We start from the raw sequence: 23,185 nt of genomic DNA on the forward strand, positions 1-23,185 counted from the left end.
AGCGGTGAATCAAAAGGATAGTCAATTGGCGCCAATTGTCACTGGTAGCCGCTCCCAGTGACTCTAGACTCGAAACAGGCTCCACGCCGTGTATCCTGAACAAAAACGCACCTGCGGGAACACAGCCCATGAACAGCACAGCGCAGTTTCGCAGTTTTGCCGAGTTCTACCCCTACTACCTTGGCGAACACGCCAACCCTACTTGCCGACGCCTGCACTTCGTCGGCACCAGCTTGGTCATCGCCCTGCTGGCCTACACCATTGGCAGCGGCAACTGGCTGCTATTGCTGGCCATACCGTTCGCCGGGTACGGCTTCGCCTGGGTCGGGCACTTCTTTTTCGAGAAGAACCGACCGGCAACTTTCACGTATCCGCTGTATAGCCTGATTGGTGATTTCGCGATGTTCCGCGACATCCTGAGAGGCAAGATCAGTCTTTGAGAGGCCTGCGGCCGTATCGAACTAAGCTGGCTCGCGCAACGCCGCGACGCGCTCGGTCTCCCGCGCCTGGGCATCGGCCAGACGATACAGCTCGATGTGGCCATCCCAGTGCTCGATCAACGCCGTGCACGATTCGACCCAGTCACCGCAGTTGAGGTATTCGACCTCGCCCACCTTGCGAATCTCGGCGTGGTGAATATGCCCACACACCACACCCTGGAACCCCCGGCGCGTGCATTCATGGGCGATCGCATCCTCGAAGTCGCTGATGAAGTTCACCGCCCCCTTGACCTTGTGCTTGAGGTAAGCCGACAGCGACCAGTAGCCATACCCGTAGCGGGCACGCCAATGATTGAGCCAGCGATTGAGCACCAGGGTGAACTCATAAGCCCGGTCGCCCAGAAACGCCAACCAGCGGTGGTAGCGGGTGATCACGTCGAACTGGTCGCCATGCACCACCAGCAAGCGACGACCATCGGCGGTGAGGTGCTCGGCCTCGTCGACCAGCTGGATATTGCCCAGGACCAGCTTCGAATAACGGCGCAGGAACTCGTCGTGGTTTCCGGTGACGTAGATCACCTCGGTACCGCGCTTGCTCATGGTCAACAAGCGACGGATCACGTTGGTATGGGCTTGCGGCCAATAGATGCCGCTACGCAGCTTCCAGCCGTCGATGATGTCGCCGACCAGGTAGACGCGGTCGGCCTGGTAGCCCTTGAGGAACTGCGACAGGTGTTCGGCCTGGCAATCCCGGGTGCCCAGGTGCACATCGGAGATCCACAGGGTGCGCACCCGCTGCTTGCGTGACGGACGGACAAGTTCGGCATGTGTCATGGGGCGGCCTCCGGCGCTGTTTGCAGGAGACTGGCAGGTGCGGATGACAGATTGGTGGCAGTGATGTGACGAGTGATCGTCCCGCACGGAGCGCCGGCCTTTTCGCGGGCAATTCCCACGGTGATACACTGCACCTCTGTTCCAAGGATGCTCCCATGGTCGGTCCGATCCTTTCCCTGCGCCACTACCGCGACGAGTTGCTCGCCCACAGCCACGAACACCCGCAACTGGTGTTCGGCCTGCGTGGGCAACTGGATTTCGAAGTACAGGGCCGGGGCGCGCGCATCGACCGCCAGGGGCTCATCGTGGTCCCCGCCGGCTTTCACCACACCTGTGCCAGCGACGCGGGCAGCCACTGCCTGGTGCTGGATATTCCAGGCGAACACTGGCTGCGCGAACAGATGGGCGGCCACGCCGAGGCCAGCCACCGCCTGCTCGAACGCTCGGCGGCGCTACTGCTCGACGGCCGCCAGCAGCAACTGGTGGACTGGCTCGCGGCGAGCCCGGTGGATGACCCGCTGATCAGCCGCCAAGGCGCACTCCTGCTGCTGGCCAGCCTGAACACCGCTGCCGCCCCCACCACCGCCAGCAAACGCCTGCCCTACGCCGCCTTCGATGCACATATCGAGCGTCATGCCGCACACCCGCTGCAGGTCGCCGACCTGGCACGACTGGCCGGTTTGTCAGGTGCCCGCCTGCACGCACGCTTCGTCGAGGAATGCGGCATGACGCCGATGGACTACATCCGCCAGCGGCGTTTGCTCAAGGCACGGCAACTGATCCTTCGCACTTCGCTGCCGATGGGCGAAATCGCCGCACAGGTGGGTTACAGCTCGCAGAGTGCATTTTCGGCGGCGATACTGCGGGCATTCGGCCTTACGCCGCTGGCGCTGCGGCGAGAGTCTGGCGACAACTGACGCCAGGATCGCGACAGAATCTGTTCTCCCCGAGCTCTACACTGTGCCTGTATCGGCCTGTGGCTGCGGGTTTACCCGCGCAAGTGCCAGCAACGATCTCGAGCAAGGACTCAGCATGAACCACCGTACTGCCCTCGGCGCCCTGCACATCGGCGCGCTGTTCTTCGGCCTTACCGGCGTCTTCGGCAAACTGGCCGCCAGTGCCACGCCCTCGATCATCGTCTTTGGCCGCGCACTCTTCGCGGTGCTGGCCCTGGCCTTGTTCGCCGGCCTCGCCCGCAAGGGATGGCAGCGACTCAGGGCTCAGGACCTGGGGCGTTTGCTACTTGGCGGCATATTGCTGGCCGGGCACTGGGTGAGCTTCTTCATCGCCGTGCGGGTCGGTGGCGTTGCCATCGCCACCCTCGGTTTTGCCAGCTTTCCAGCGTTCACCGTAATCCTTGAGGGCGTGCTGTTCCGCGAGCGCATCCGGCGCAACGAAGCCGTGCTGGTACTGCTGGTAAGCATCGGCCTGGTGCTGGTCACCCCGGCGTTCAACCTGGCCAGCGAGGCCACGGGCGGCCTGCTTTGGGCCTTGCTGTCGGGCCTGTTGTTCTCGCTGCTGTCGCTGACCAATCGTGCCGGCTCCGGTAGTGTGCCTGCGGTGCAGGCTGCGCTGTGCCAGAACCTGGTGGTCGGCCTGTGCCTCCTGCCCTTCGCGTTGCCGGGCCTGAGTGCCGTGAAACCGATGGACTGGCTGTGGATCGCCCTGCTCGGCATCTTCTGCACCGGGGTGGCGCACAGCCTGTTCGTCGCCAGCCTGGCAGTGATCAAGGCCCGTACCGCCTCGGTGGTGTTCGGCATGGAGCCGGTCTACGGTATTGCCGTGGCCTGGATGGTGTTCGCCGAGACCCCCACCCTGCGCATGCTCGCTGGCGGGGTGCTGATCATCTTCGCCATCGTGCTGTCCAGCCGCCTGTCTGCCGAGCCACCACCACAGCGTGAACGCCTGGCCGAAGGTGCATGATCAACGGTCGTTGTGGCCCAGGTCACGCTGCGGGTCGATCTGGTCGCGCACCCGCTGCTTGAGCACCTTGGCCTCGGGGAAGCCACCATCGAGCTTGCGCTCCCAGATCTGCGCGCCGTCGCAAGTGATGCGGAACACTCCACCAGTGCCCGGTTCCAGGGCGACTCGCGCGAGATCGTCGGAAAAAGTGCTGAGCAGTTCCTGCGCCAGCCAGGCAGCGCGCAGCAACCATTGGCACTGCGTGCAATACGTGATGACGATTTCGGGTTTGGTATCGGCCATATGAGGACATTTCCTGGTGGGTGAGCCGCTTATACTAGCGGTCTTTGCCCACCGCTTTGAGACTCACGATGCATCATCTGCTGCTATGCCTGTTGCTGGCGCTCACCTCGTTCACCGCCCTGGCCGTGGAGCCACCCCGGCCCAAGGTCGGCCTGGTACTTTCCGGCGGCGCCGCCCGCGGCCTGGCGCATATCGGCGTGCTCAAGGCCCTGGAAGAACAGGGCGTGCGCATCGACGCCATCGCCGGAACCAGCATGGGTGCGGTGGTCGGCGGCCTGTATGCCTCCGGCTACAGCATCGAGGAGCTCGAGCACCTGGCGCGCACCCTCGACTGGCAGCAGGCACTCTCCGACGCCCCGCCGCGCAAGGACGTGCCGTTTCGCCGCAAGCAGGATGACCGTGATTTCCTGGTCAAGCAGAAGCTGAGCTTTCGCGATGACGGCAGCCTTGGCCTGCCGCTGGGTGTGATCCAGGGCCAGAACCTGTCATTGCTGCTGGAAAGCAAGCTGGCGCACACTGCTGACATTCGCGACTTCGACAAACTGCCGATCCCGTTCCGCGCCGTCGCCACCGACATCGCCAGCGGCGAGAAAGTGGTGTTCCGCCGTGGCCACCTGCCTCAGGTGGTGCGCGCCAGCATGTCGATTCCGGCAGTGTTCGCCCCGGTCGAACTCGACGGGCGCCTGCTGGTGGATGGTGGCATGGTCGACAACATCCCACTGGATGTGGTGCGCGAAATGGGCGTGGACATGGCCATCGTCGTCGATATCGGCACCCCGCTGCGCAGCCGCAAGCAACTGGCCACGGTCGTGGACGTGCTCAACCAGTCGATCACCCTGATGACCCGGCGCAACTCCGAGGAGCAACTGGCCAGCCTGCACCGCGACGACATCCTGGTACAACCAGCACTGGCAGCCTTTGGCGTCACCGACTTCGGTCGTGCCCAGGACATGATCGACGCCGGCTACCGCGCCACCCGCGCCCTCGACGCACGCCTGGCGGTGCTGCGCCAGGCAGGCGGCGACAGCCAGTTGGCCGCGGCCCGCTCTGCGCAACAGCGCACGCCCATCATCACGGCGATCAAGGTGGAGAACGATTCAAAGGTCAGCGATGACGTGATCCGCTACTACATCCGCCAACCCATCGGCGAGCCGCTGGAGCTGGAGCGCCTGGAGACCGACATGGGTACCCTCTACGGCCTGGACTACTTCGACCGGGTGCAGTACCGCGTGGTGCACAAGGGCGACGACAACACACTGGTGATCAACGCCCGAGGCAAGCGCGGCGGCACCGACTACCTGCGCCTGGGCCTGAACCTGTCCGACGACATGCGCGGCGACAGTGCCTTCAATCTGGGTGCCAGTTATCGGGTGAATGGCATCAACCGCCTGGGCGCCGAATGGTTGACCCGGGCACAGATCGGCGATCAGCAGGAACTGTACAGCGAGTTCTACCAGCCGCTGGACGTGGGTTCGCGCTACTTTGTCGCGCCGTACCTGTCCCTTGGCTCGCAGAACATCGAAGCGACCCTGGACAACGATCCGGTTGCCGAGTACCGCCTGGAACGCTACGGCTTCGGGCTGAACCTGGGTCGACAGATCGGCACCTACGGGGAAGTGCGCCTGGGCGTGGGCAAGGCCTGGGGTGAGGCCGAAGTGCGCATCGGCGACCAGGACCTGCCCAAGGTCAGCTTCAATGAAGGCTTCTACGAACTGAAATACTCCTTCGACACCCTCGACAACGTGTACTTCCCCCACAGCGGCGAGGACATCGGCCTGACCCTGCGCAAGTACGACCGCTCGCTGGATTCAGACACCGACTACCGCCAGTGGCAGTTCAACATCGACAAGGCGTTGAGCTACGGGCCGAACACCTGGGTATTCGGCGGCCGCTACGGCCGTACCCTGGACGATACCGACGTGGTGACCTCCAGCTTCGTGCTTGGCGGCGCTCGTCAGCTATCGGGCTTTCGCCAGGATTCGGTGTCGGGGCAGAACATCAGCCTGATGCGCATGGTCTACTACCGGCGCCTGACACCACGCGCCTACCTGCCGCTGGACTTCCCGCTGTACCTGGGCGGGTCGCTGGAGCGTGGCCGCGCCTGGAACAACGACAACGAGTTCGACAGTGGCTATATCAACGCAGCGAGCATCTTCCTCGGGCTGGACACACCGCTTGGGCCGCTGAACATCAGTTATGGCGCCAACACCGAGCACCAGAAGGCGGTGTACCTGAACCTGGGCCACACCTTCTAGTACGCGCGAAGGCGCGACATAAAAAAACGGATAGGGCGTGAGCCTCTATCCGTTTTCTCGTGCCGCTGAAGCGTAGTGCTGTTCTGAAGCGTAGTGCTGTGGTCAGGACTTCTCGAGGTTGCCAAGAATCTTCGCGTGCACGCGCATGCACACCTCCAGATCCGCCTCATCGACGCCAGTGAAGAGTTCGGCGCGCAGGGCATTGGCAATGGTTTCGATCTGATCGATGAGCGGTTTTGCAGGCGGGCACAGCAGGATTTTCTTGGCGCGCCGATCTTCCATGACCGCTTGACGACGCACCAGCCCCTGACTTTCCAGGCTGTCGAGCAGGCGCGCCAGCGTCGGGCCCTCGACACCGACACTCTGCGCCAGCTCGCGCTGGGTCGGCGCTTCGTCGAAACGGGCCAGGTGCAACAGCACCAGCCAGCGGGCCTGGGACAGGTTCAGCCCGGCCAGGCGGCGGTCGAGTTCGGCGCGCCAGCCCCGGGACATCTGGGCCAGCTGCATGCCGAAGCGGTGTTGGTTGTCGGTCAGGGGCATAAGCAACTCGATCGATAGAACTAATTATTAGTCAGCTAATCATGCCCCGGAGTATCAGGCAAGGCTCGGCGAGTGGGAAACGTCCGATAATCAACAAAAAGAATGACAAAGGTCAGGAATGACCGGGAAACCCGGCGTTACCGGCGGCACTCTACGCTCACGGCAGCAGGCACTATTGCCTCAGAGCTCGAACTCCGCCGCCAGCGCCGCACGCACGCAATACAGCACACCTTCCGGCACGCGCTGGCCAAACTGCGGGGCAATGGCCGAAACCGGCGGCAGTTCACCCTCCCCGTCGAGGAATGCGTCCTGTACCTCCATCATCAACTCTTCTGGCAGGTCCAGCGCCTGCTCCAGGCTCAGTTCCTGGCGCCCGATGGCCTCGGCCAACAGGCTGTAGACGTTCTTCTCGCTGCAGTTCAACTGCCCGGCGATCTGCGCCGGGGTCATGCCGGCGCGGGCCAGGCTGACCAGTTCGTGCCGCAGGTCGAGCACCACCTTCGGTGCCTCCTCGGTGCCGCCGGCGCCGTTGAGCACCTCCAGGAACGCCTGGCCATAACGCTCCAGCTTGCGCGCACCCACGCCACTGACCTGGGCCATGTCGCTGAGACTGGTGGGCTGGCTGCGCAGCATCTCAAGCAACGTCGAATCGGGGAAGATGACATAAGGCGGCACGCTGTGCTCCTCCGCCAGCTTGCGCCGCAGTGTACGCAGCGCCTCCCACAGCTCGCGCTCCTCGGCACGCACCAATTGGCTGGCCGGGCTGCCGCCGCCGCTGCCCGAGGACTTGGCCACGGTCTGCGGCTTGAGATCACGGCGCAGTTGCAGGTTCACCTCGCCTCGCAGCAGTGGCCGGCAGGTGTCGGACAGACGCAGGCCGCCATAGCCTTCGAGGTCGATGTCCACCAGGCCACGGGCAACCAGCTGACGGAACAGCGACCGCCACTCGTGCTCGCCCAGCGCCTTGCCGACCCCGAATACCGACAGCTTCTCGTGACCGAAATTGCGTACCTTCTCGTTATCCTTGCCCATCAGCACATCGACCAGATGGCCAACCCCATAGCGCTGGCCAGTGCGAAACACGGCCGACAGCGCCTGGCGGGCAGGCTCGGTGGCATCCCAGGTCTGTACCTTGTCGACGCAGTTGTCGCAATGGCCGCAGGGCTGCTCGAGCACCTCATCGAAGTAGGCCAGCAAAGACTGGCGCCGGCAGCGCGTCTCTTCGCACAGCGCCAGCATCGCGTCGAGCTTGTGCTGTTCGATACGCTTGTGACGCTCGTCGCCTTCGGAGTTCTGCAGCATCTGCTTGAGCATCACCATGTCCTGCAGGCCGTAGGCCATCCAGGCATCGGACGGCAGGCCGTCACGCCCGGCCCGACCTGTTTCCTGGTAATAGGCCTCAAGCGACTTGGGCAGGTCGAGGTGGGCGACGAACCGCACGTTGGGCTTGTCGATGCCCATGCCGAACGCGATGGTGGCGACCATGATCAGCCCTTCCTCGTTGAGGAAGCGGTGCTGGTTGGCCGCGCGGGTCTCGGCAGCCAGGCCGGCGTGATACGGCAATGCCGGGAATCCCTGCTCGCAGAGGTAGGCGGCGGTTTCGTCGACCTTCTTGCGCGACAGGCAGTAGACGATGCCGGCGTTGCCGCGCCGCTCGCCGAGAAACGCCATCAACTGCTTGCGCGGCGATTCCTTGGGCACGATGCGATAGAAAATGTTGGGCCGGTCGAAGCTCGACAGGAAACGCTCCGCGCCCTGCAGGTGCAGGCGCTGGACGATCTCCTCACGGGTGCGCATGTCGGCGGTGGCGGTCAGGGCGATACGCGGCACATGCGGGAACAGCTCGGCAAGCTGACCCAGTTGCAGGTATTCGGGGCGGAAGTCATGCCCCCATTGCGACACGCAATGCGCTTCGTCGATGGCGAACAGCGAGATATCCAGGTCGCGCAGGAACTCCAGCATGCGTGGCTGCACCAGGCGCTCAGGCGCCAGGTAGAGCATCTTTACCTCGCCGCGGCGCAGGCGCCCAGCCAGGTCGCGCTGCTGCTCGGGGCTGAGCGTCGAGTTCAGCGCGGCCGCAGCCACCCCCAGCTCATCGAGGGTGGCGACCTGGTCGTCCATCAACGCGATCAGCGGCGAGACCACGACGGTAAGGCCAGGGCGCAGCAGGCCTGGCACCTGGAAGCACAGCGACTTGCCACCCCCGGTGGGCATCAGGACCAGTGCATCGCCCCCGTTGGCCACGCATTCGATGATCGCCGCCTGGCGACCTCGGAAACTGTCGTAGCCGAAGATGTCCTTGAGGACGCGCTGAGCCTGTTCGAGCATTTGCCACTCCAAATCGCCGTACCATCCTGGACACAGGCTGGACGATAAATCCGCCGCGCACACGTCGAATGCGTAAGCGGTTTTTGCCGGGCGGCGCAGAAACGCCAGCTGGCTTGAAAAACTGCGGAGTATACCCGAGTGCCCTGCTCTGCGGCAGGCTCCGGTGACAGACGTTCCCTTTGCCCCGCCGAGGCTGCAAGGTGCTAGAATTCACTATCGTTTATTCCCCAAGGTAGCCCTGTAATGTCCTTCGCCGAGCAACTGACCCGCCTGCAAGCCTTCCTCGACGCCGATGAGCTGCACGAAGAAGCGCTGGACTACGTCGCCGCACACGGCTACCTGACCGCGCTGTCGATCTGTGCCGAGGACGTTCCCGAGCGCGAATGGATCGACGCGCTTTTCGCCGAAGAACCTCACTACGCCAGCGAAGCCCAGCGCACCGAGATCGAAGCGACGCTGGTGGCCCTCAAGGGCCACATCGCTCGCCAACTGGCCAGCGACGAGGAATTCGACCTGCCTTGCGAGCTGGACCTGACCGACGAGCCGGACGATTCCGACCTGCGCGGCTGGTGCATCGGCTTCATGGAGGGCGTGTTCCTGCGTGAAGAGGCCTGGTTCGAGAACGCCGAAGAGGAAGTCAGCGAAATGCTGCTGCCGATCATGGTTGGCTCGGGCCTGTTCGACGAACAGCCTGAGTTCGCCGACATCGCCAGCAACGCCAACCTGCAGGACGACATGGTCGTGCAGATTCCCGAGGCACTGAGCGCGCTGTTCCTGCTGCTGCACGCGCCGGAAGAAAAGCCGGCCCTGCTCAAACCGCGCCACCACTGATTCGCAGTGGTGCGCTACCTGCTGCTGGCCGTCGGCTGGCTCAGTGTCGCGCTAGGGGTGCTGGGGATCTTCCTGCCGGTGTTGCCCACCACCCCTTTCCTGCTGCTGGCGGCGGCCTGTTTCGCCCGCAGCTCGCCGCGCTTCCACGACTGGCTGGTGAACCACCCCAGGCTCGGACCGTGGATTCGCGACTACCTCAACGGCGAAGGTATCCCGCTCAAGGGCAAGGTCTACGCCATCGGCCTGATGTGGGCGAGCATCGGGCTTTCGAGCTACCTGGTGCCGCTGTTCTGGGCCAGGGCCTTCATGCTCACCAGCGCCGTGCTGGTCACCCTCTACATCCTCAAGCAGAAGACCCTGCGCCATCCGTAACCGGTTACACCGTATCCACCTTCAACGAATGATCGTTGAGCATACCGCTGATGACGGTCGCGGTATCGTGCCCTGCCGCGATCATGCCCCCCGCTCCCGCCGTCACCCCGTAATGCTGGGCCAGGTCGACGCCGGCAAGATCGATGGTCTGGGTCGCCGCAGCACCCGCCACACTACTGACCTCAATGGTCGAGACCACATTGACCCCACTGCCACTGACCTTGAAGTGCAGGTAGTCATCCAGCGAGGCTGCCGTAGCATTCTCGCCTTGCAGCAATTGCGACAGGTCGAGGCGGTCGCTGCCCGGCGTGAAGTCGGTCACCCGGTCGTGCCCGGTATCGCCTTTCTGCCAGACGAAGGTATCGTTGCCGCTGCCGCCGGTGAGGGTGTCGTTGCCTGGCCCGCCAATGAGGATGTCGTTACCGCCACCGCCGATGAGAATGTCGTCCCCCAGGCCACCACTGAGCACATTGTCCCCCTCGTTGCCGATCAGCGTGTCGTTGTAGTCCGAGCCGATCAGGTTCTCGATGCTGACCAGGGTGTCGAGGCCCGCCCCGCCGGTGTTCTGCGCACCGACATGGCCGAGATCGACCGTGACCCCGGCCGTCGCCGACGCGTAGCTGGCGGTGTCATTGCCGGGCCCGCCGTCCAGCAGGTCGTTGCCGGGGCCACCGATCAGCAGATCATCTCCCTCCCCGCCGTACAGGGCATCGTTCCCAGCCCCTCCCACCAGCACATCGTGGCCGGCACCACCGTTCAAGGTGTCGTCGCCATTGCCCGCCAGCAGTACATCGTCGCCTGCCGTGCCCTGCAAGGTGCTACCAACCTGATAGGTGATGTCCACCGCCCCGGAGGCGCTGCCGCCATGGTTGTCGCTGAGCGTGTAGCTGCCCTGGTAGACCTCGTTCTCGGCATGGCTGTAGTCGATCACCAGGCTCAGCTTGTAGTTCTCCGCCGCCTTGCTGTTGCCCAGGGCATTCTCGCTGTTGATCACGTGAATGCTGTACACACCGTCGTGGCTGGCGGTGAAGCTGCCACCGTCGGCGATCGGCTGATAGCTGCCGTTGGCATCCTTCCACTCCAGCATCAGGTTGCCTGCCGGGCGGTCATGGTCGAGGCTGAGGCTCTCACCCTTGCGCAGGGTCACGGTCAGGGTGTCCTCATCGTTGGCATTGCCGGTGCTGATCGAACCCAGGTACCCAGCAATCACCAAGGCCGCCGTCATGGAGCCCGAGATCGCCGTGAAGTCACTGCGCGCCAGGTCCTTGAGCTGATTCTCGAGCTTGTTGGCGGTGCCATCGAACTTGAGCGTCTGTGCCTGGCTGCCTGCCGTGAAGCCCGCGCCCTTGTCGGCAAAGCCCGTGTTGAAGGTGATGGGCGCAGCGCTCAGGTGGTCGTGATCCGCATCGCTGTCATTGGCCAGCAGCGCCTCGGCCGGTACGGTGACACTGGCACCGGTGATATTGGTGATGATGTGGTCGGCACCCGCCACTGGCGCGCTGTTGCTATTGATCTTCACCATCAGGCTGGCGCTGCTGGTGTCGCCGTCGTTGTCGCTGACAGTGAAGCCGAACTTCTCGACCTGGCTGCTGCCGGTATCCTTCGGCGGCGTGTAGGTAAATTCACCAGTGTCCATGTCCACCAGCAGCGTGCCACCGAGCGCAGTCTTGATCGACAGCGTGTTGCCGCTGGTATCGAAGCTGGCCTTGTCCGGCCCTCCGGCAACGCTGTAGCCCCCCTGCCCGGCATTGGCCTTGGGATCGAAGGTGTAGGTGGTGCCATCGACCAGCAGCGCCTTGATGAAGCCGCCATCGGCACCAAAGTGCCCGCCACTCATCAGGCTGCCGGTGATCGGTGCCCCCTGCACAGTGCCCGACAGCACGGCGCTGAGCTGGCTGAGGTCGGTAACCACCACGGAGCCCGTATCCACATGGCTGCTGCCGTCGTAGGCCAAGGGGTCGAGGTTGGCCTGGTTGACGCCGGTGCCCAAGCCAATGGCGTAGGACTTGATCCCGTTGTTGTCAAGGAAGCTTTCCCAGGCCGCTTCGCGCACCGCTGTCATCGAATGATTGTCAGTGGGCACGCCATCGGAGAAGAAGTAGCTGATGTTCTGCGCCCCCGCGATCTTGCCACTGCTGGCAAAGGCCTCCTGGGCCTTGATGGCCGCCGAATCGTAGTAGGTCGAACCGTCGGCGGTCAGCCCGGCGACGATGCTCTTGGCCTCGGCGATCGACACCCAGACCGGCGTCTTGACCCAGGCCCCGGTGGCGAAGGTGACGATTTGCACCTTGATATCGCCCATGTCGTCGTACTTGTCGAGCAAGGCGTTGATCGCCTGCTTTGCCAGGGCCAGACGGCTCAGCCCCTGCACACCAGAGGCAAAGTTCATGCTGCCGGAGACATCGATCACCAGCAGGATATTGGAGTCCACCTGGCCGGGCGTGATGCTGCGTTCGGCGCACACGGCCTTGGGCACATCATCGACGATGGAAATGGCAATGGTGCTGGTGACACTGTTGCCCAGCGAATCGGTGGCCTTGTAGGTGAAGTACTCGACAACCCGATTGGCGCCATCGTCCGCACCGCCCGGGGTTTTCGGTGCCGAGATCAGGGTGTAGGTGTAGGAACCATCGGCGTTGATCTGGATTTGCCCGAACTGGCCGACAGCATTGCCTACCAGGCTATAGGTCAATGCCCCGACACCGCCGCCGACCGAACCCACCAGACTGCCGGAGGCGGTTTCCGCCGTTGAATGCGGGTCACTGCCAGTGACCGTGCCCACCGCCAGGTCGTTGCCGTCCTTGACCAGGTCCAGCGCCTTCTCGTACACGGTGACGTCACGATCCTCACAAGCCACCAGCTTGCTGTCCTGCACATTGATGGTGATGGTCGTGGTGCTCTCGTCACCATCGGCATCGCGAATGGTGTAGACGAACACGTCGCTAGCGCCGGCCTTGGACACACTGTCAGGGTTGGCGTGATAAGTCGCATTGCCTTGGGCATCGAGGGTCAGGTAGCCGTACTGGCCCATGACCTGACTGCCAAGCTGGCCAATCGCCGAGGTCGAGGTGTCGCTGCCGGCGCGCACGCCGACCACATACTGACCGTCTGCCCGCACATCGGCACCGACAATGTCGTTGTCCAGCACATTGCCGCTGACCACGCCGCCTTCAGTCACACTGGCCACATCGCAATGGGCCTTGAGTACATCGTCGACGATGGTGATGACGATGGTGCTGGTAGTCGAGTTACCTACGGAGTCCGTCACTTGATAGGTGAAGGACTCGGTCAGACTGTTCGCACCGTCATTGACGTTGCCCGGCGTTTTCGGCGCTGAGGTCAGGGTGTAGGTGTAGGAACCATCGGCATTGAGCTGGAGCTGGCCATATTGCCCCGTGGCATTGCCCACCAGGCTGAAGGTCAGCGCGCCAACACCACCACCCACCGAGCCCGCGAGGCTGCCGGAAGCGGTTTCCGCTGTCGAGTGCGGGTCACTGCCGGTGACATTGCCTGCGGCCAGGTCGTTGCCATCCTTGTTCAGGTCCAGTGCTTTTTCATACACCTTCACTTCACTGTCTTCGCAGGCCACCAGCTTGCTGTCGTGCACATTGATGGTGATGGTCGTGGTGCTCTCGTCGCCATCGGCATCACGGATGGTGTAGACGAACACATCGGTAGCGCCGGCCTGGGACACGCTGTTGGGGTTGGCATGGTAGGTCGCGTTGCCCTGGGCATCGAGGGTCAGGTAACCGTACTGGCCCATGATCTGGCTGCCGACCTGGCCAATCGCCGAGGTCGAGGTGTCGGAGCCGGCACGCACGCCGACCACGTACTGGCCGTCCCCGCGCACATCGGCACCGACAATGTCGTTGTCCAGCACATTGCCGCTGACCACGCCGCCTTCAGTCACGCTGGCGACATCGCAGTGCGCCTTGGGCACATCGTCGACGATGGTGATGACGATGGTGCCGGTGGTCGAGTTGCCGAGCGAATCTTTCACCTGGTAGGTGAAGGACTCCGTCAGCGTGTTCGCGCCGTCATTGACGTTGCCCGGCGTTTTCGGCGCCGAGGTCAGTGTATAGGTGTAGGAGCCATCGGCATTGAGCTGGATCTGCCCGTACTGACCTGCGGCGTTGCCTACCAGGGTGAAGGTCATCGCCCCGATACCACCACTCACCGACCCGGCCAGCGAGCCCGAGGCCGTCTCGCCCGGGGAGTGTGGATCGCTGCCGGTAACAGTGCCTGGCGCCAGGTCATTGCCGTCCTTCACCAGATCCAGCGCCTTCTCGTACACCGTCACGCCGCCATCAGGCGTTGCGACCAACGAGCAGTCGTGGATATCAATGGTGATGGTGGTGGTGCTCTCGTCACCGTCGGCATCGCGGATGGTGTAGACGAACACATCCGTAGCACCAGGCGGCGCGACACTGTCGGGGTTGGAGTGATAGGTCGCGTTACCCTGGGCATCGAGGGTCAGGTAACCATACTGGCCGACCACCTGGACGCCCAGTTGGCCAATGGCCGAGGTGGAGGTATCACCGCCTGCGCGAACCCCGACCACGTATTTGCCATCGGCCACCACATCGGCGCCGAATACATCATTGACCAGCACGTTGCCACTGACCGTGCCGCCCTCGAAGACATTGGCAAAATCGCTGTGCGCCTTGGGCACGTCGTCAACGATGGTGATGACGATGGTGCTGGTGGTCGAATTGCCCAGCGAATCCTTCACCTCGTAGGTGAAGCTCTCGGTCAGACTGTTCGCCCCATCATTGACGTTATCCGGCGATTTCGGCGCCGAGGTCAGCGTGTAGGTGTAGGAACCATCGGCATTGAGCTGAATCTGGCCATACTGGCCCACCGCATTGCCCACCAGCGTAAAGGTCAGCGCACCGACGCCACCGCTCACGGAGCCCGCCAGGCTACCGGAGGCGGTTTCGCCAGTGGAACTCGGTGTGCTGCCGGTGACAGTGCCCGGCGCCAGGTCATTGCCGTCCTTCACCAGGTCCAACGCCTTCTCGTACACCGTCACGCCGTCGTTGGGCCCGGCGATCAGCGAGCAATCCTTGACGTTGATGGTGATGGTCGTGGTGCTCTCGTCACCGTCGGTGTCGCGGATGGTGTAGACGAACACATCGGTGGCACCGGCCGGCGCCACGGCATTCGGGTTGGCATGGTAGGTAGCATTGCCAGCGGCATCGATGGTCAGGGTGCCATACAGGCCCCCGATCGCGGTATTGAGATTGCCGATGGCCGAGATCGAGGTGTCGGACCCCGCCCGCGCGCCCACCACCACATTGCTGGTCCCAGCCTGGTCGGCGCCCAACTGATCGTTAAGCAGCACGTTGCCGCTGACCGTGCCACCTTCCACCACGCTGGCCGAATCGGGCTGCGCCTGGGGTACGTCGTCGACGATGTTCACATCCAGCGTGGCCGTGGCGCTGCTGCCATCGGTGTCCTGGGCGATCACGCTGAAATGCTCGCTCAGGCTGTTGATGCCCTCGCCCGCAGGATGGCCTTCGTTACCGAGCAAGGTGTAGCTGTAGCTGACCACGCCGGTGGCCGGGTTGTAGCCGGTGATGGTCAGGGTGTTGCCCAGCGCGGTCGTGATCGACTGCGGGAAACCCGCCACGATGCCGCCGCTGACCACGCTGATGCCACCGACACTCAGGGTCTGCAGGCCGTCCGGTGCATTGACGGTAAAGCTGCCACTCTGGGTCAGGGCGGTGCTGTCCGGCGCACTGCCGTTGCTCAAGTGTTTCTCGAAGACCGTCAGCTCACCGCCCTTCACATCCAGGCCACCGAGGGTTACCGGATCGTCGAGGTTGGTGATGTTCAGGGTCAGGGTCGCACTGCTGGTGTCACCGTCCGCATCCGTCAGGGTGTAGGTGAAGGTCTCGACGCCATGTCCGCCACCGTTGAGGTTCTTGAAGTCCGGATCGTTGACGTTGAGCGTGTAGGTGTAGGAGCCGTCCGCAGCAAGCACCAGGGTGCCGTAGGTTCCGACGTAGGTACCGGCCACCACGGGGCCGCCGACCACCCGATCGGCGCCCTGGACGTCGTTGTCCAGCACATTGCCGGTGAGCTGGGTGTGCTGCTCGGTGGCAGTGACCGCGTTGGTATCGTTGACCGCCGTGGGCACATCGTCGCGAATGATCACGTCCAGCGAGCCACTGGCGACGTCGCCATCCGTGTCGCTGACCAGCACCGGGAAATGCTCGCCGAGTTCATTGCTGCCTGCCCCGTCCGGATGGTGCTCGGCGCCGGTGAGGGTATAGCTGTAGCTGACGACACCCGTGGACGGGTTGTAACCGGTGATGGTGAGGACGTTGCCAAGGCCCGTGGTAATGGACTGGCCCACACCGGTCACCACACCGGCAGTCACCACGTTGATACCGCCGACGCTGAGGTTGAACACACCATCCGGCGCGACCACGGTGAAACTGCCCGATTGGGTCAGGGCTGCCGGGTTGCTGGCCGATCCCAATGGCAGGTTTGCCTCGTTGAGGGTCAGTTCGGCGGGGCTCAGGTCCAGCCCGCGCAGGGTTACAGGATTGTCCGGCGGTGTAACGGGAGGATTCACAGGTGGATTGATCGGCGGGTTTACAGGGGGATTGACCGGCGGATTGAGCGGCGGTCCGAAGGGCCCTGCGTTGTTGTCGGCGTCCAGGGTGCCGATGTAACGGTTGGCCAGTTCCGGAATACCGTTGAAGCCGGCGGTGGGGAAGCCGATGGTCGGATCGACCCGTCCGGCCACTTCGGTCAACAACACGAAACTGTGCCCGCCCCCCAAGGCCCCGGGCGCTCCGTTGGCGCCAGGCCCGGCGGCGGGTGCTTCGCCCTCCTGCGTCGGGTCGGCACCTGCGGCAATGGCTTGTTGCAGACGCTCGACATCGCTGAGCTGCGCCTGGCTGGGAAGCGGATCAGGAGCCTGTACGTGGGGAGCACGGTTGGCCAACAGGTCCGGGGTCATTTCCAGGCTGCTGCCTCGTCCCAACGTCAGCTCGGCGCCGTTGTGCAAACGTACGGCCACAGCACCGGCGGCTCCGGTTTCCAGTTGCTCGCCAGCGAACAGGCGGTCGCCCTCCACCAGCATGCGCTTGGCACCGTCGCTGCCCACCGCGAATACCTGGCCGATGACCTTGCTGACCACGCCAATTGATTTAGCCATGAACGCACGCCTCCCCTGCCGATTGGCTTTCTGCAGCGGCGGACGGGCCAGGTAATGCGGGAAGCGATCCTTTGCGGGGTCTCGCGTCTGTCACAAGGGTGAGAAATCGCCTTCACCAAGACAGCTCAACGCGTGCGGTAGTGGGAATTGGCCATCATTCTAATGCCAATTTTTTGTCGCCAAATTCCGCCGTCGTTGTCCTCTCCAGGGTCCTTAGCTGCAAAAAATCTGGAACTTTCTCCGAAGCCCGGAAATCAGGTACTGCAGCCGATTTACCCGGGCGCTTGAATAGAACAATGTCTCGGTTTGCTTAGACCGCATAAGTTTTTTTTCGCATAGACCTTATGAAAAAATCTTCTTAGCTCGCCCGTTAAATGTTCTTAGCTCTGTTGTTACAAACCTGAAACGGTTTCAACTCAATTTTTCGTCATTTTTTTGGCGAAACGCAGGACCTTTTTAAAGACCAGGGAGATGTACCCCATGCGCGTGTTAACCCCCATCACCAGTGCGATCCTGTTGGCCATGGCCTGTGCCAACGCCCAGGCGATGTCGATCACCGAGGCTGTCCAGAGCGCCGTGGACTACCACCCTCAGATCAGTTCCAATCGCAACAGCAAGCTGTCGGCCGATGAGGATGTGAAGTTCGCGCGCGGAGGCTACTACCCCAGCGTCGACCTGGTGGCCGGTTATGGCCGCCAGCGCTCGGACAACCTCAATACGCGCGGCATCAACCCCGACGGCACGCGCAACCACAACAAGGAAACCCTCAACTACACACAGTCCGAGCTGCGCCTGCGGCAGATGATCTTCGACGGCTTCAACACCGCCAACGAAGTCGGGCGCACCGAATCGGTGGCCACCTCGCGCGCGTACTACACCCAGGCCATCGCCCAGGATGTCGCCCTGCGCGCCATCGAGGTGTACCTGGAAGTGCTCAAGCGCCGTGAGCTGGTGACCCTGGCCAAGAACAACCTGCAGGCACACCTGCGCGTCAACGACCAGATCGGCCTGCGCAGCGAGCGCGGCGTGGGCAGCACCGCCGACCTCGACCAGTCCCGCGCCCGTCGCGCCCTGGCGGAAAACAACCTGGACACCGCCGAGGTCGACCTGGCCGACGCCGAGGCCAACTTCTACAGCGTCATCGGCCGCCAGCCGGACGAACTGGAAACGCCGACCTCGATCAAGATCCAGATGCCCGGCACCCTCGATGAAGCCCGCCAGGGCATGCGCGAGAACAACCCGTACCTCAAGTCCGCCCAGGCCGATGTCAACGCTGCAGAGAAACAGTACGAAGTGGCCAAGTCGCCGTTCTATCCACGCCTGGACGCAGTGCTGGCCACCGGTGCCAACAACAACCTGGGCGGCGAGCGCGGCCACAGCAACAACGACTGGCAGGCCGGCGTCGAGCTCAGCTACAACCTGTTCCGCGGCGGCAGCGACAAGGCGCGCCTGCAGTCCGATGCGCACAAGATCAACCAGGCCATGGACATCCGCAACAACGCCCTGCGCGAGCTCACCGAGAACCTGAGCCTGGCCTGGAACGCCATGAACAACGCGCGCAAGCAGACCCCCAGCGCCCGTGAATACGCCGAGACCACCCAACGCGTGCGTGGTGCCTACCAGGACCAGTTCGGCCTGGGCCAGCGCACCCTGCTCGACGTGCTCGACAGCGAGAACGAGCTGTACAACGCCAACCGTCGCTACACCGAGGTGCGCTACACCGAAGAGTTTTCCATGTACCGGGTGCTGGCGACCATGGGCGAGTTGCTGAGCAAGCAGCGCATCTCGCTGCCACCGGAAGCCATCGCCAAGACCGAAGTGCGCAATGAGGCGCAGTTGCCCGATATGCGCTAGGCCCTGCGACAGGCGGCTGTAGCCCCCTGCAGCCACTTCCCGTCCACCGCGGCAGGAGTAGGCCATCGTGACCAGTATGCAAAGCACGCAGCCCAACCTGGCTGCGGATGATCCATTGCTCGATGGCCTGCTGATCCTGTGCAAGGTTCATGGGTGCCCGGCCAGCCGCGCCAGCCTGTGTGCCGGCCTGCCGCTGGCCGACCAGCGCCTGAGCCTCGAACTGCTGCCCCGAGCCGCCGCACGCGCCGGGCTGCAGGCGCGAGTACTGCGCCGCGAGCTAGGCGCGATCAGCCCGCTGAACCTGCCGGTACTGTTGCTGCTTGGTGACGGGCGCAGCGCCGTGCTGCAACGCTGGAGCGAAGATGGACGGGCGCTGATACTGCCGTGCGAGGCCGAAGGTGGCGAGCAATGGGTCGAGCGCCAGGCGCTGGAGCAGGCCTACAGCGGGCAAGCCCTGTTCGCCCGCCCGCGACATACCCTCGAAGACCTGCGTACGCCACTGCTGCCACGGGTCGAAGCCTGGTTTCGCGACACCCTCAAGCATTCACGCTGGCTGTACAGCGATGCCCTGCTGGCCAGCCTTCTGATCAACCTGCTCGGGCTGATGGTGCCGCTGTTCGTGATGCAGACCTACGACCGCGTGGTGCCCAACCAGGCACTCTCGACCCTGTGGGTGCTGGTCATCGGCCTGTTCATCGGTACCGCCTTCGAGCTGGTACTGCGCATGGTCCGCGCGCACCTGCTGGACCAGGCCGGCAAGAAGACCGACCTGATCCTGTCCGCCACACTGTTCGAGCGCATCACCGGCATGGCCATGAAAGCACGTCCGGCCAGCATCGGCGGCTTCGCCCAGAGCATCCACGACTTCCAGGGCCTGCGCGAATTCCTCACCGCCGTCACCCTGACCAGCATCATCGACCTGCCCTTCGTGGTGCTGATGCTGCTGGTGATCGGCCTGCTCGGCGGCTGGCTGGTGCTGATCCCGCTGGTGGCCTTCCCGCTGGCGGTGGGTGTGGCGTTGTTCATCCAGATGCGCCTGCGCGATACGGTGCAGAAAAGCCTGAGCCTCGGCGCCGTGCGCCAGGCCTTGCTGATCGAAACCCTTGGCGGCCTGGAAACCCTCAAGGCCTGCGGCGCCGAAAGCGAACGCCAGTATCTGTGGGAACACACCAACGGCGCCATCGCCCGTCTCGACGCCCATGCCCGCAACCTGTCGGCCCTGGCCAGCAACGGCACGCTGTTCATCCAGCAGTTCTGCGGCATGGCCACCATCGTCGCGGGGGTCTACTCGATCATCGCCGGCAGCCTCAGCGTGGGCGCCCTGGTCGCCTGCTACATGCTCGGCAGCCGGGTGCTGGCGCCGCTGGGCCAGATCGCCGGGCTGATCACCCGCTACCAACAAGCGCAATTGACCATGCGCAGCACCGACGCACTGATGAGCTTGCCGCAGGAGCGCCAACCCGGCCAGCAGGCACTGGAGCATACGGCGCTGCAAGGCGGCCTGGGCATCAGCCACGTGACCTTCCGCTACCCCGGCCAGGTTGCCGCTGCCCTGAACGACATCAACCTGTCGATCAAACCCGGGGAGCGCATCGGCATCATCGGCCGCAGCGGTTCGGGCAAGAGCACGCTCGGGCGGTTGTTGATGGGGTTTCATCACCCTGACGAAGGCCAGGTGCTGCTGGACAACCTCGACCTGCGCCAACTGGATATTGCCGACCTGCGCAACCAGCTGGGCTATGTCGCCCACGACATGCCCCTGCTGGCAGGCAGCCTGCGCGACAACCTGACCTTGGGCGCACGCCACGTCAGCGATGCGCGCATGCTCGAAGTCGCCGAGCTGACCGGCGTCAGCGAACTGGCCCGCCAACATCCGCAGGGCTTCGACCGCCCGCTGGGCGAGCGTGGCCAACTGCTCTCCGGCGGTCAGCGCCAGGCCGTCCTGCTGGCCCGCGCACTGTTGCTGGAGCCGCCGATCCTGATTCTGGACGAACCCACCAGCCACATGGACAACAGTAGCGAAGACCAACTGCGCCAACGCCTGCTGGCCTGGGTGCCCGGCAAGACCCTGCTGCTGGTCACCCACCGCAGCTCGATGCTCAGCCTGGTGGATCGGCTGGTGGTACTGGACAACGGCAAGGTGGTGGCCGACGGGCCGAAGGACGCGGTGATCGACGCCCTGCGCAAAGGCCGTATCGGCGCAGCCCTGTAAACGACGTCAAGAACGGCGCTGCCAGAGGCTCCGTGGTTTTCATCGGAGGTAGACATGCCCCTCAGCCAAAGCGTTCGCAGCCATCTCGCCGGCGCCGACAAGCATGCCGAGCGCGACTACATGCCGGAGCTGGCCGGCGCCACCCTGCAGGACTCGCCGCGCCTGTCGCGCATCACGGTGTGGCTGGCAGCAGCGCTGTTGCTGGTGGCCCTGGTTTGGGCCAAGTTCGCCGTGCTCGACGAGGTCACGGTCGGCGAAGGCAAGGCCATCCCCTCGAGCAAGGTGCAGGTGATCCAGAACCTCGAAGGCGGCATCGTCACCGAGATCTTCGTGCGCGAAGGACAGATGGTCGACAAGGGCGCCACCCTGCTGCGCCTGGACGACACCCGCTTCAAGTCGAACAAGGGCGAGAGCGAAGCCGACCGCTACGCCCTGACCGCACAGGTCGAGCGCCTGTCGGCCGAATCCGAAGGGCGCCCCTTCGCGCTGTCGGACGAAATCCGCGCCAAGGCACCGCAGGTGGCCGAAGACGAAATCGCCCTCTATCAGTCGCGTCAGCGCCGGCTCACCAGCGAGAAGCAGACGCTCAACGAACAACTGCGGCAGAAGACCCAGGAGCTCGCCGAATTCCGCTCCAAGGTCGATCAGTACCGTTCAGCGGTTGGGCTGCTGCAGCAAGAGCTGGACATGTCGTCGCCACTGGTGAGCAAAGGCGCCATTTCTCCGGTGGAAATCCTGCGTCTCAAGCAGCGCAGCGTCGAAGCCCGCGGCCAACTGAACGCGACCAACCTGGCCATTCCTCGCGCTGAAGCGGCCATTGCCGAGATTCGCAGCAAGATCCAGGAGTCCGAGGCGAGTTTTCGTTCCGACGCGGCCAAGGAGCTCAATGACAAGCGCACGGAATTGTCGAAGATCACCGCCACCAGCATCGCCATCGACGACCGGGTCAACCGCACCACCGTGGTGTCGCCAGTGCGTGGCATCGTCAAGCTGCTCAAGGTCAACACCATCGGCGGCGTGGTCCAGCCCGGCAGCGACCTGGTGGAGATCGTGCCGATCGAGGACAACCTGCTGATCGAGGCCAAGGTGCGCCCGCAGGACGTGGCGTTCCTGCATCCGGGGCAGGTGGCGATGGTCAAGTTCAGTGCCTACGACTACACCATCTATGGCGGGCTCAAGGCCACGCTCGAGCTGATCAGCGCCGACACCGTCACTGACGACAAGGGCAATGCGTTCTACCTGATCCAGGTGCGCACCGAGAAGAACCATTTGGGCGGGGACAACAAGCCGCTGCTGATCATCCCGGGGATGACCGCGACGGTGGACATCATCACCGGGCAGAAGAGCGTGCTGGATTACCTGCTCAAGCCGGTCATGAAAGCCAGGACCGAAGCAATGCGCGAGCGGTGAGGGCCGTGGGATTGGTGGTGGCCTTTTCGCGGGCAAGCCCGCTCCTACAGGGGCCCCACAGCATTCAGAATGCTATGGGGCAGTCCAATTTGTGGGAGCGGGCTTGCCCGCGAAAAGGCCCCCGCCAATCCGTCATCCTTGCCCATGATTCCGAGCAAAGGTCTCAGCCCCCATGGCGCTGATCTGCCCCTCGATCAATGCCTCGAACGGTCTGAGCAATTCATCGAAATTCGCGGGCTGTTCCAACCCATTCAACACCTGCACCACCGCCTCCAAGGTCGACAGCGCACCCTCCTCCGGCGCCTTGCGCAGCCGGTAACGCGAGGGCTGCACCTGGCCAAGCGTCACCCGCGGCAGTCCCCCCAACAGCGGATTGAGGTACAGCAGCTTGCGTGCCTTGCGCCAGGTACCGTCGGGGACGATCAGCAGCAGCGGCAACGCATCGCCTTCGCCATAGGCCGATACCACCTCGGCCTGCTCGCCCGGGAACAACAGCGCCGGACGATAGCCGGGGGTGGCCAGCAGTGCAGGAAGATCCTCGAAGACTTCGCCAATCACCAGCTCGGCATTGCGCAGCCCCAACGCAGCCAGGCGGGCGGTGTTCAGGGCGTGGCTGGTTTCACTGGGGTGCTGCAGCAGGACCACGCGGGTGCGGCTGTCGAGTGACGGGATCAGTGGGCAAAGGCAATGGGCGAGCGGACGCTGGCAGCGCTCGCAGCGGGGTCTGGGCATG

General features: G+C 63.8%; 15 protein-coding genes. 9 read left to right on the plus strand and 6 right to left on the minus strand.

From position 1 onward, the window contains the following. Positions 1-128: 128 nt before the first annotated feature. Complete coding sequence (locus tag HU748_RS17135; protein WP_054893259.1) at positions 129-440, plus strand: DUF962 domain-containing protein; 312 nt, start codon at positions 129-131, stop codon at positions 438-440. A gap of 21 nt (positions 441-461) precedes the next feature. On the opposite strand, the gene HU748_RS17140 is transcribed toward HU748_RS17135, so the two are convergent. Continuing rightward, a complete protein-coding gene (locus tag HU748_RS17140; protein WP_186666841.1) occupies positions 462-1,274 on the minus strand; it encodes a UDP-2,3-diacylglucosamine diphosphatase in 813 nt (270 codons plus the stop codon). 155 nt (positions 1,275-1,429) lie between these two features. Here HU748_RS17140 and HU748_RS17145 point away from each other — a divergent pair, with 155 nt between their 5' ends. Together HU748_RS17145 and HU748_RS17150 are read left to right on the plus strand one after the other, a co-directional pair. Beyond that, complete coding sequence (locus tag HU748_RS17145) at positions 1,430-2,191, plus strand: AraC family transcriptional regulator (RefSeq protein WP_186666842.1); 762 nt, start codon at positions 1,430-1,432, stop codon at positions 2,189-2,191. 115 nt (positions 2,192-2,306) lie between these two features. Then, a complete protein-coding gene (locus tag HU748_RS17150; protein WP_186666843.1) occupies positions 2,307-3,197 on the plus strand; it encodes a DMT family transporter in 891 nt (296 codons plus the stop codon). Here the strand turns inward: HU748_RS17150 and HU748_RS17155 are convergent, their stop codons facing one another. Next, a complete protein-coding gene (locus HU748_RS17155; RefSeq protein WP_186666844.1) occupies positions 3,198-3,479 on the minus strand; it encodes a SelT/SelW/SelH family protein in 282 nt (93 codons plus the stop codon). 68 nt (positions 3,480-3,547) lie between these two features. Here HU748_RS17155 and HU748_RS17160 point away from each other — a divergent pair, with 68 nt between their 5' ends. Further along, the gene (locus tag HU748_RS17160; protein WP_186666845.1) at positions 3,548-5,734 is read left to right on the plus strand and encodes a patatin-like phospholipase family protein; all 2,187 of its coding nucleotides are present in this window, start codon (positions 3,548-3,550) and stop codon (positions 5,732-5,734) included. Positions 5,735-5,836: 102 nt separating this feature from the next. Here HU748_RS17160 and HU748_RS17165 read toward each other — a convergent pair whose 3' ends face one another. Continuing rightward, a complete protein-coding gene (locus HU748_RS17165; RefSeq protein WP_186666846.1) occupies positions 5,837-6,274 on the minus strand; it encodes a MarR family transcriptional regulator in 438 nt (145 codons plus the stop codon). 180 nt (positions 6,275-6,454) lie between these two features. After that, positions 6,455-8,602, minus strand: coding sequence for a DNA helicase RecQ (recQ, locus tag HU748_RS17170; protein WP_186666847.1), 2,148 nt, complete (start codon positions 8,600-8,602; stop codon positions 6,455-6,457). Positions 8,603-8,845: 243 nt separating this feature from the next. Between recQ and HU748_RS17175 the strand changes: the two genes are divergently transcribed. Further along, on the plus strand, positions 8,846-9,433 hold the full coding sequence (locus tag HU748_RS17175; protein WP_186666848.1) for a YecA family protein: 588 nt from the start codon (positions 8,846-8,848) through the stop codon (positions 9,431-9,433). 9 nt (positions 9,434-9,442) lie between these two features. After that, positions 9,443-9,805 carry a YbaN family protein gene (locus tag HU748_RS17180; protein ID WP_186666849.1) on the plus strand — a complete coding sequence of 121 codons (363 nt, stop codon included), beginning with the start codon at positions 9,443-9,445 and terminating at the stop codon, positions 9,803-9,805. 4 nt (positions 9,806-9,809) lie between these two features. On the opposite strand, the gene HU748_RS17185 is transcribed toward HU748_RS17180, so the two are convergent. Then, positions 9,810-16,976 (minus strand): retention module-containing protein, encoded by a 7,167-nt coding sequence (locus HU748_RS17185; protein ID WP_186721208.1) that lies wholly within the window; start codon positions 16,974-16,976, stop codon positions 9,810-9,812. Between the two features lie 480 nt (positions 16,977-17,456). Here HU748_RS17185 and HU748_RS17190 point away from each other — a divergent pair, with 480 nt between their 5' ends. The 3 genes from HU748_RS17190 to HU748_RS17200 all read left to right on the plus strand — a co-directional run bounded on the left by HU748_RS17190 (position 17,457) and on the right by HU748_RS17200 (position 22,452). Next, entirely contained in the window at positions 17,457-18,830 is a 1,374-nt protein-coding gene (locus HU748_RS17190; RefSeq protein ID WP_186710091.1) for a TolC family outer membrane protein, read from the plus strand. A gap of 76 nt (positions 18,831-18,906) precedes the next feature. Then, complete coding sequence (locus tag HU748_RS17195) at positions 18,907-21,042, plus strand: type I secretion system permease/ATPase (RefSeq protein WP_186721257.1); 2,136 nt, start codon at positions 18,907-18,909, stop codon at positions 21,040-21,042. 54 nt (positions 21,043-21,096) lie between these two features. Then, entirely contained in the window at positions 21,097-22,452 is a 1,356-nt protein-coding gene (locus HU748_RS17200; RefSeq protein ID WP_186666852.1) for an HlyD family type I secretion periplasmic adaptor subunit, read from the plus strand. A 132-nt stretch (positions 22,453-22,584) separates the two neighbouring features. Here the strand turns inward: HU748_RS17200 and HU748_RS17205 are convergent, their stop codons facing one another. Then, positions 22,585-23,184: a DTW domain-containing protein gene (locus tag HU748_RS17205; RefSeq protein WP_186666853.1), complete on the minus strand. Its 600-nt coding sequence runs from the start codon at positions 23,182-23,184 to the stop codon at positions 22,585-22,587. Between the last annotated feature and the right edge of the window lies 1 nt (position 23,185).

The sequence above is a fragment of the Pseudomonas sp. RW3S2 genome (assembly GCF_014268955.1).
GTDB classification, from domain to species: Bacteria; Pseudomonadota; Gammaproteobacteria; order Pseudomonadales; family Pseudomonadaceae; genus Aquipseudomonas; species Aquipseudomonas wayambapalatensis.

Excerpts from the sequence above, each read along its gene's own strand:
- HU748_RS17135 (WP_054893259.1), top strand. The coding sequence starts at position 129 with ATGAACAGCACAGCGCAGTTTCGCAGTTTTGCCGAGTTCTACCCCTAC.
- HU748_RS17140 (WP_186666841.1), bottom strand. The coding sequence starts at position 1,274 with ATGACACATGCCGAACTTGTCCGTCCGTCACGCAAGCAGCGGGTGCGC.
- HU748_RS17145 (WP_186666842.1), top strand. The coding sequence starts at position 1,430 with ATGGTCGGTCCGATCCTTTCCCTGCGCCACTACCGCGACGAGTTGCTC.
- HU748_RS17150 (WP_186666843.1), top strand. The coding sequence starts at position 2,307 with ATGAACCACCGTACTGCCCTCGGCGCCCTGCACATCGGCGCGCTGTTC.
- HU748_RS17155 (WP_186666844.1), bottom strand. The coding sequence starts at position 3,479 with ATGGCCGATACCAAACCCGAAATCGTCATCACGTATTGCACGCAGTGC.
- HU748_RS17160 (WP_186666845.1), top strand. The coding sequence starts at position 3,548 with ATGCATCATCTGCTGCTATGCCTGTTGCTGGCGCTCACCTCGTTCACC.
- HU748_RS17165 (WP_186666846.1), bottom strand. The coding sequence starts at position 6,274 with ATGCCCCTGACCGACAACCAACACCGCTTCGGCATGCAGCTGGCCCAG.
- recQ (WP_186666847.1), bottom strand. The coding sequence starts at position 8,602 with ATGCTCGAACAGGCTCAGCGCGTCCTCAAGGACATCTTCGGCTACGAC.
- HU748_RS17175 (WP_186666848.1), top strand. The coding sequence starts at position 8,846 with ATGTCCTTCGCCGAGCAACTGACCCGCCTGCAAGCCTTCCTCGACGCC.
- HU748_RS17185 (WP_186721208.1), bottom strand. The coding sequence starts at position 16,976 with ATGGCTAAATCAATTGGCGTGGTCAGCAAGGTCATCGGCCAGGTATTC.
- HU748_RS17190 (WP_186710091.1), top strand. The coding sequence starts at position 17,457 with ATGCGCGTGTTAACCCCCATCACCAGTGCGATCCTGTTGGCCATGGCC.
- HU748_RS17195 (WP_186721257.1), top strand. The coding sequence starts at position 18,907 with ATGCAAAGCACGCAGCCCAACCTGGCTGCGGATGATCCATTGCTCGAT.
- HU748_RS17200 (WP_186666852.1), top strand. The coding sequence starts at position 21,097 with ATGCCCCTCAGCCAAAGCGTTCGCAGCCATCTCGCCGGCGCCGACAAG.
- HU748_RS17205 (WP_186666853.1), bottom strand. The coding sequence starts at position 23,184 with ATGCCCAGACCCCGCTGCGAGCGCTGCCAGCGTCCGCTCGCCCATTGC.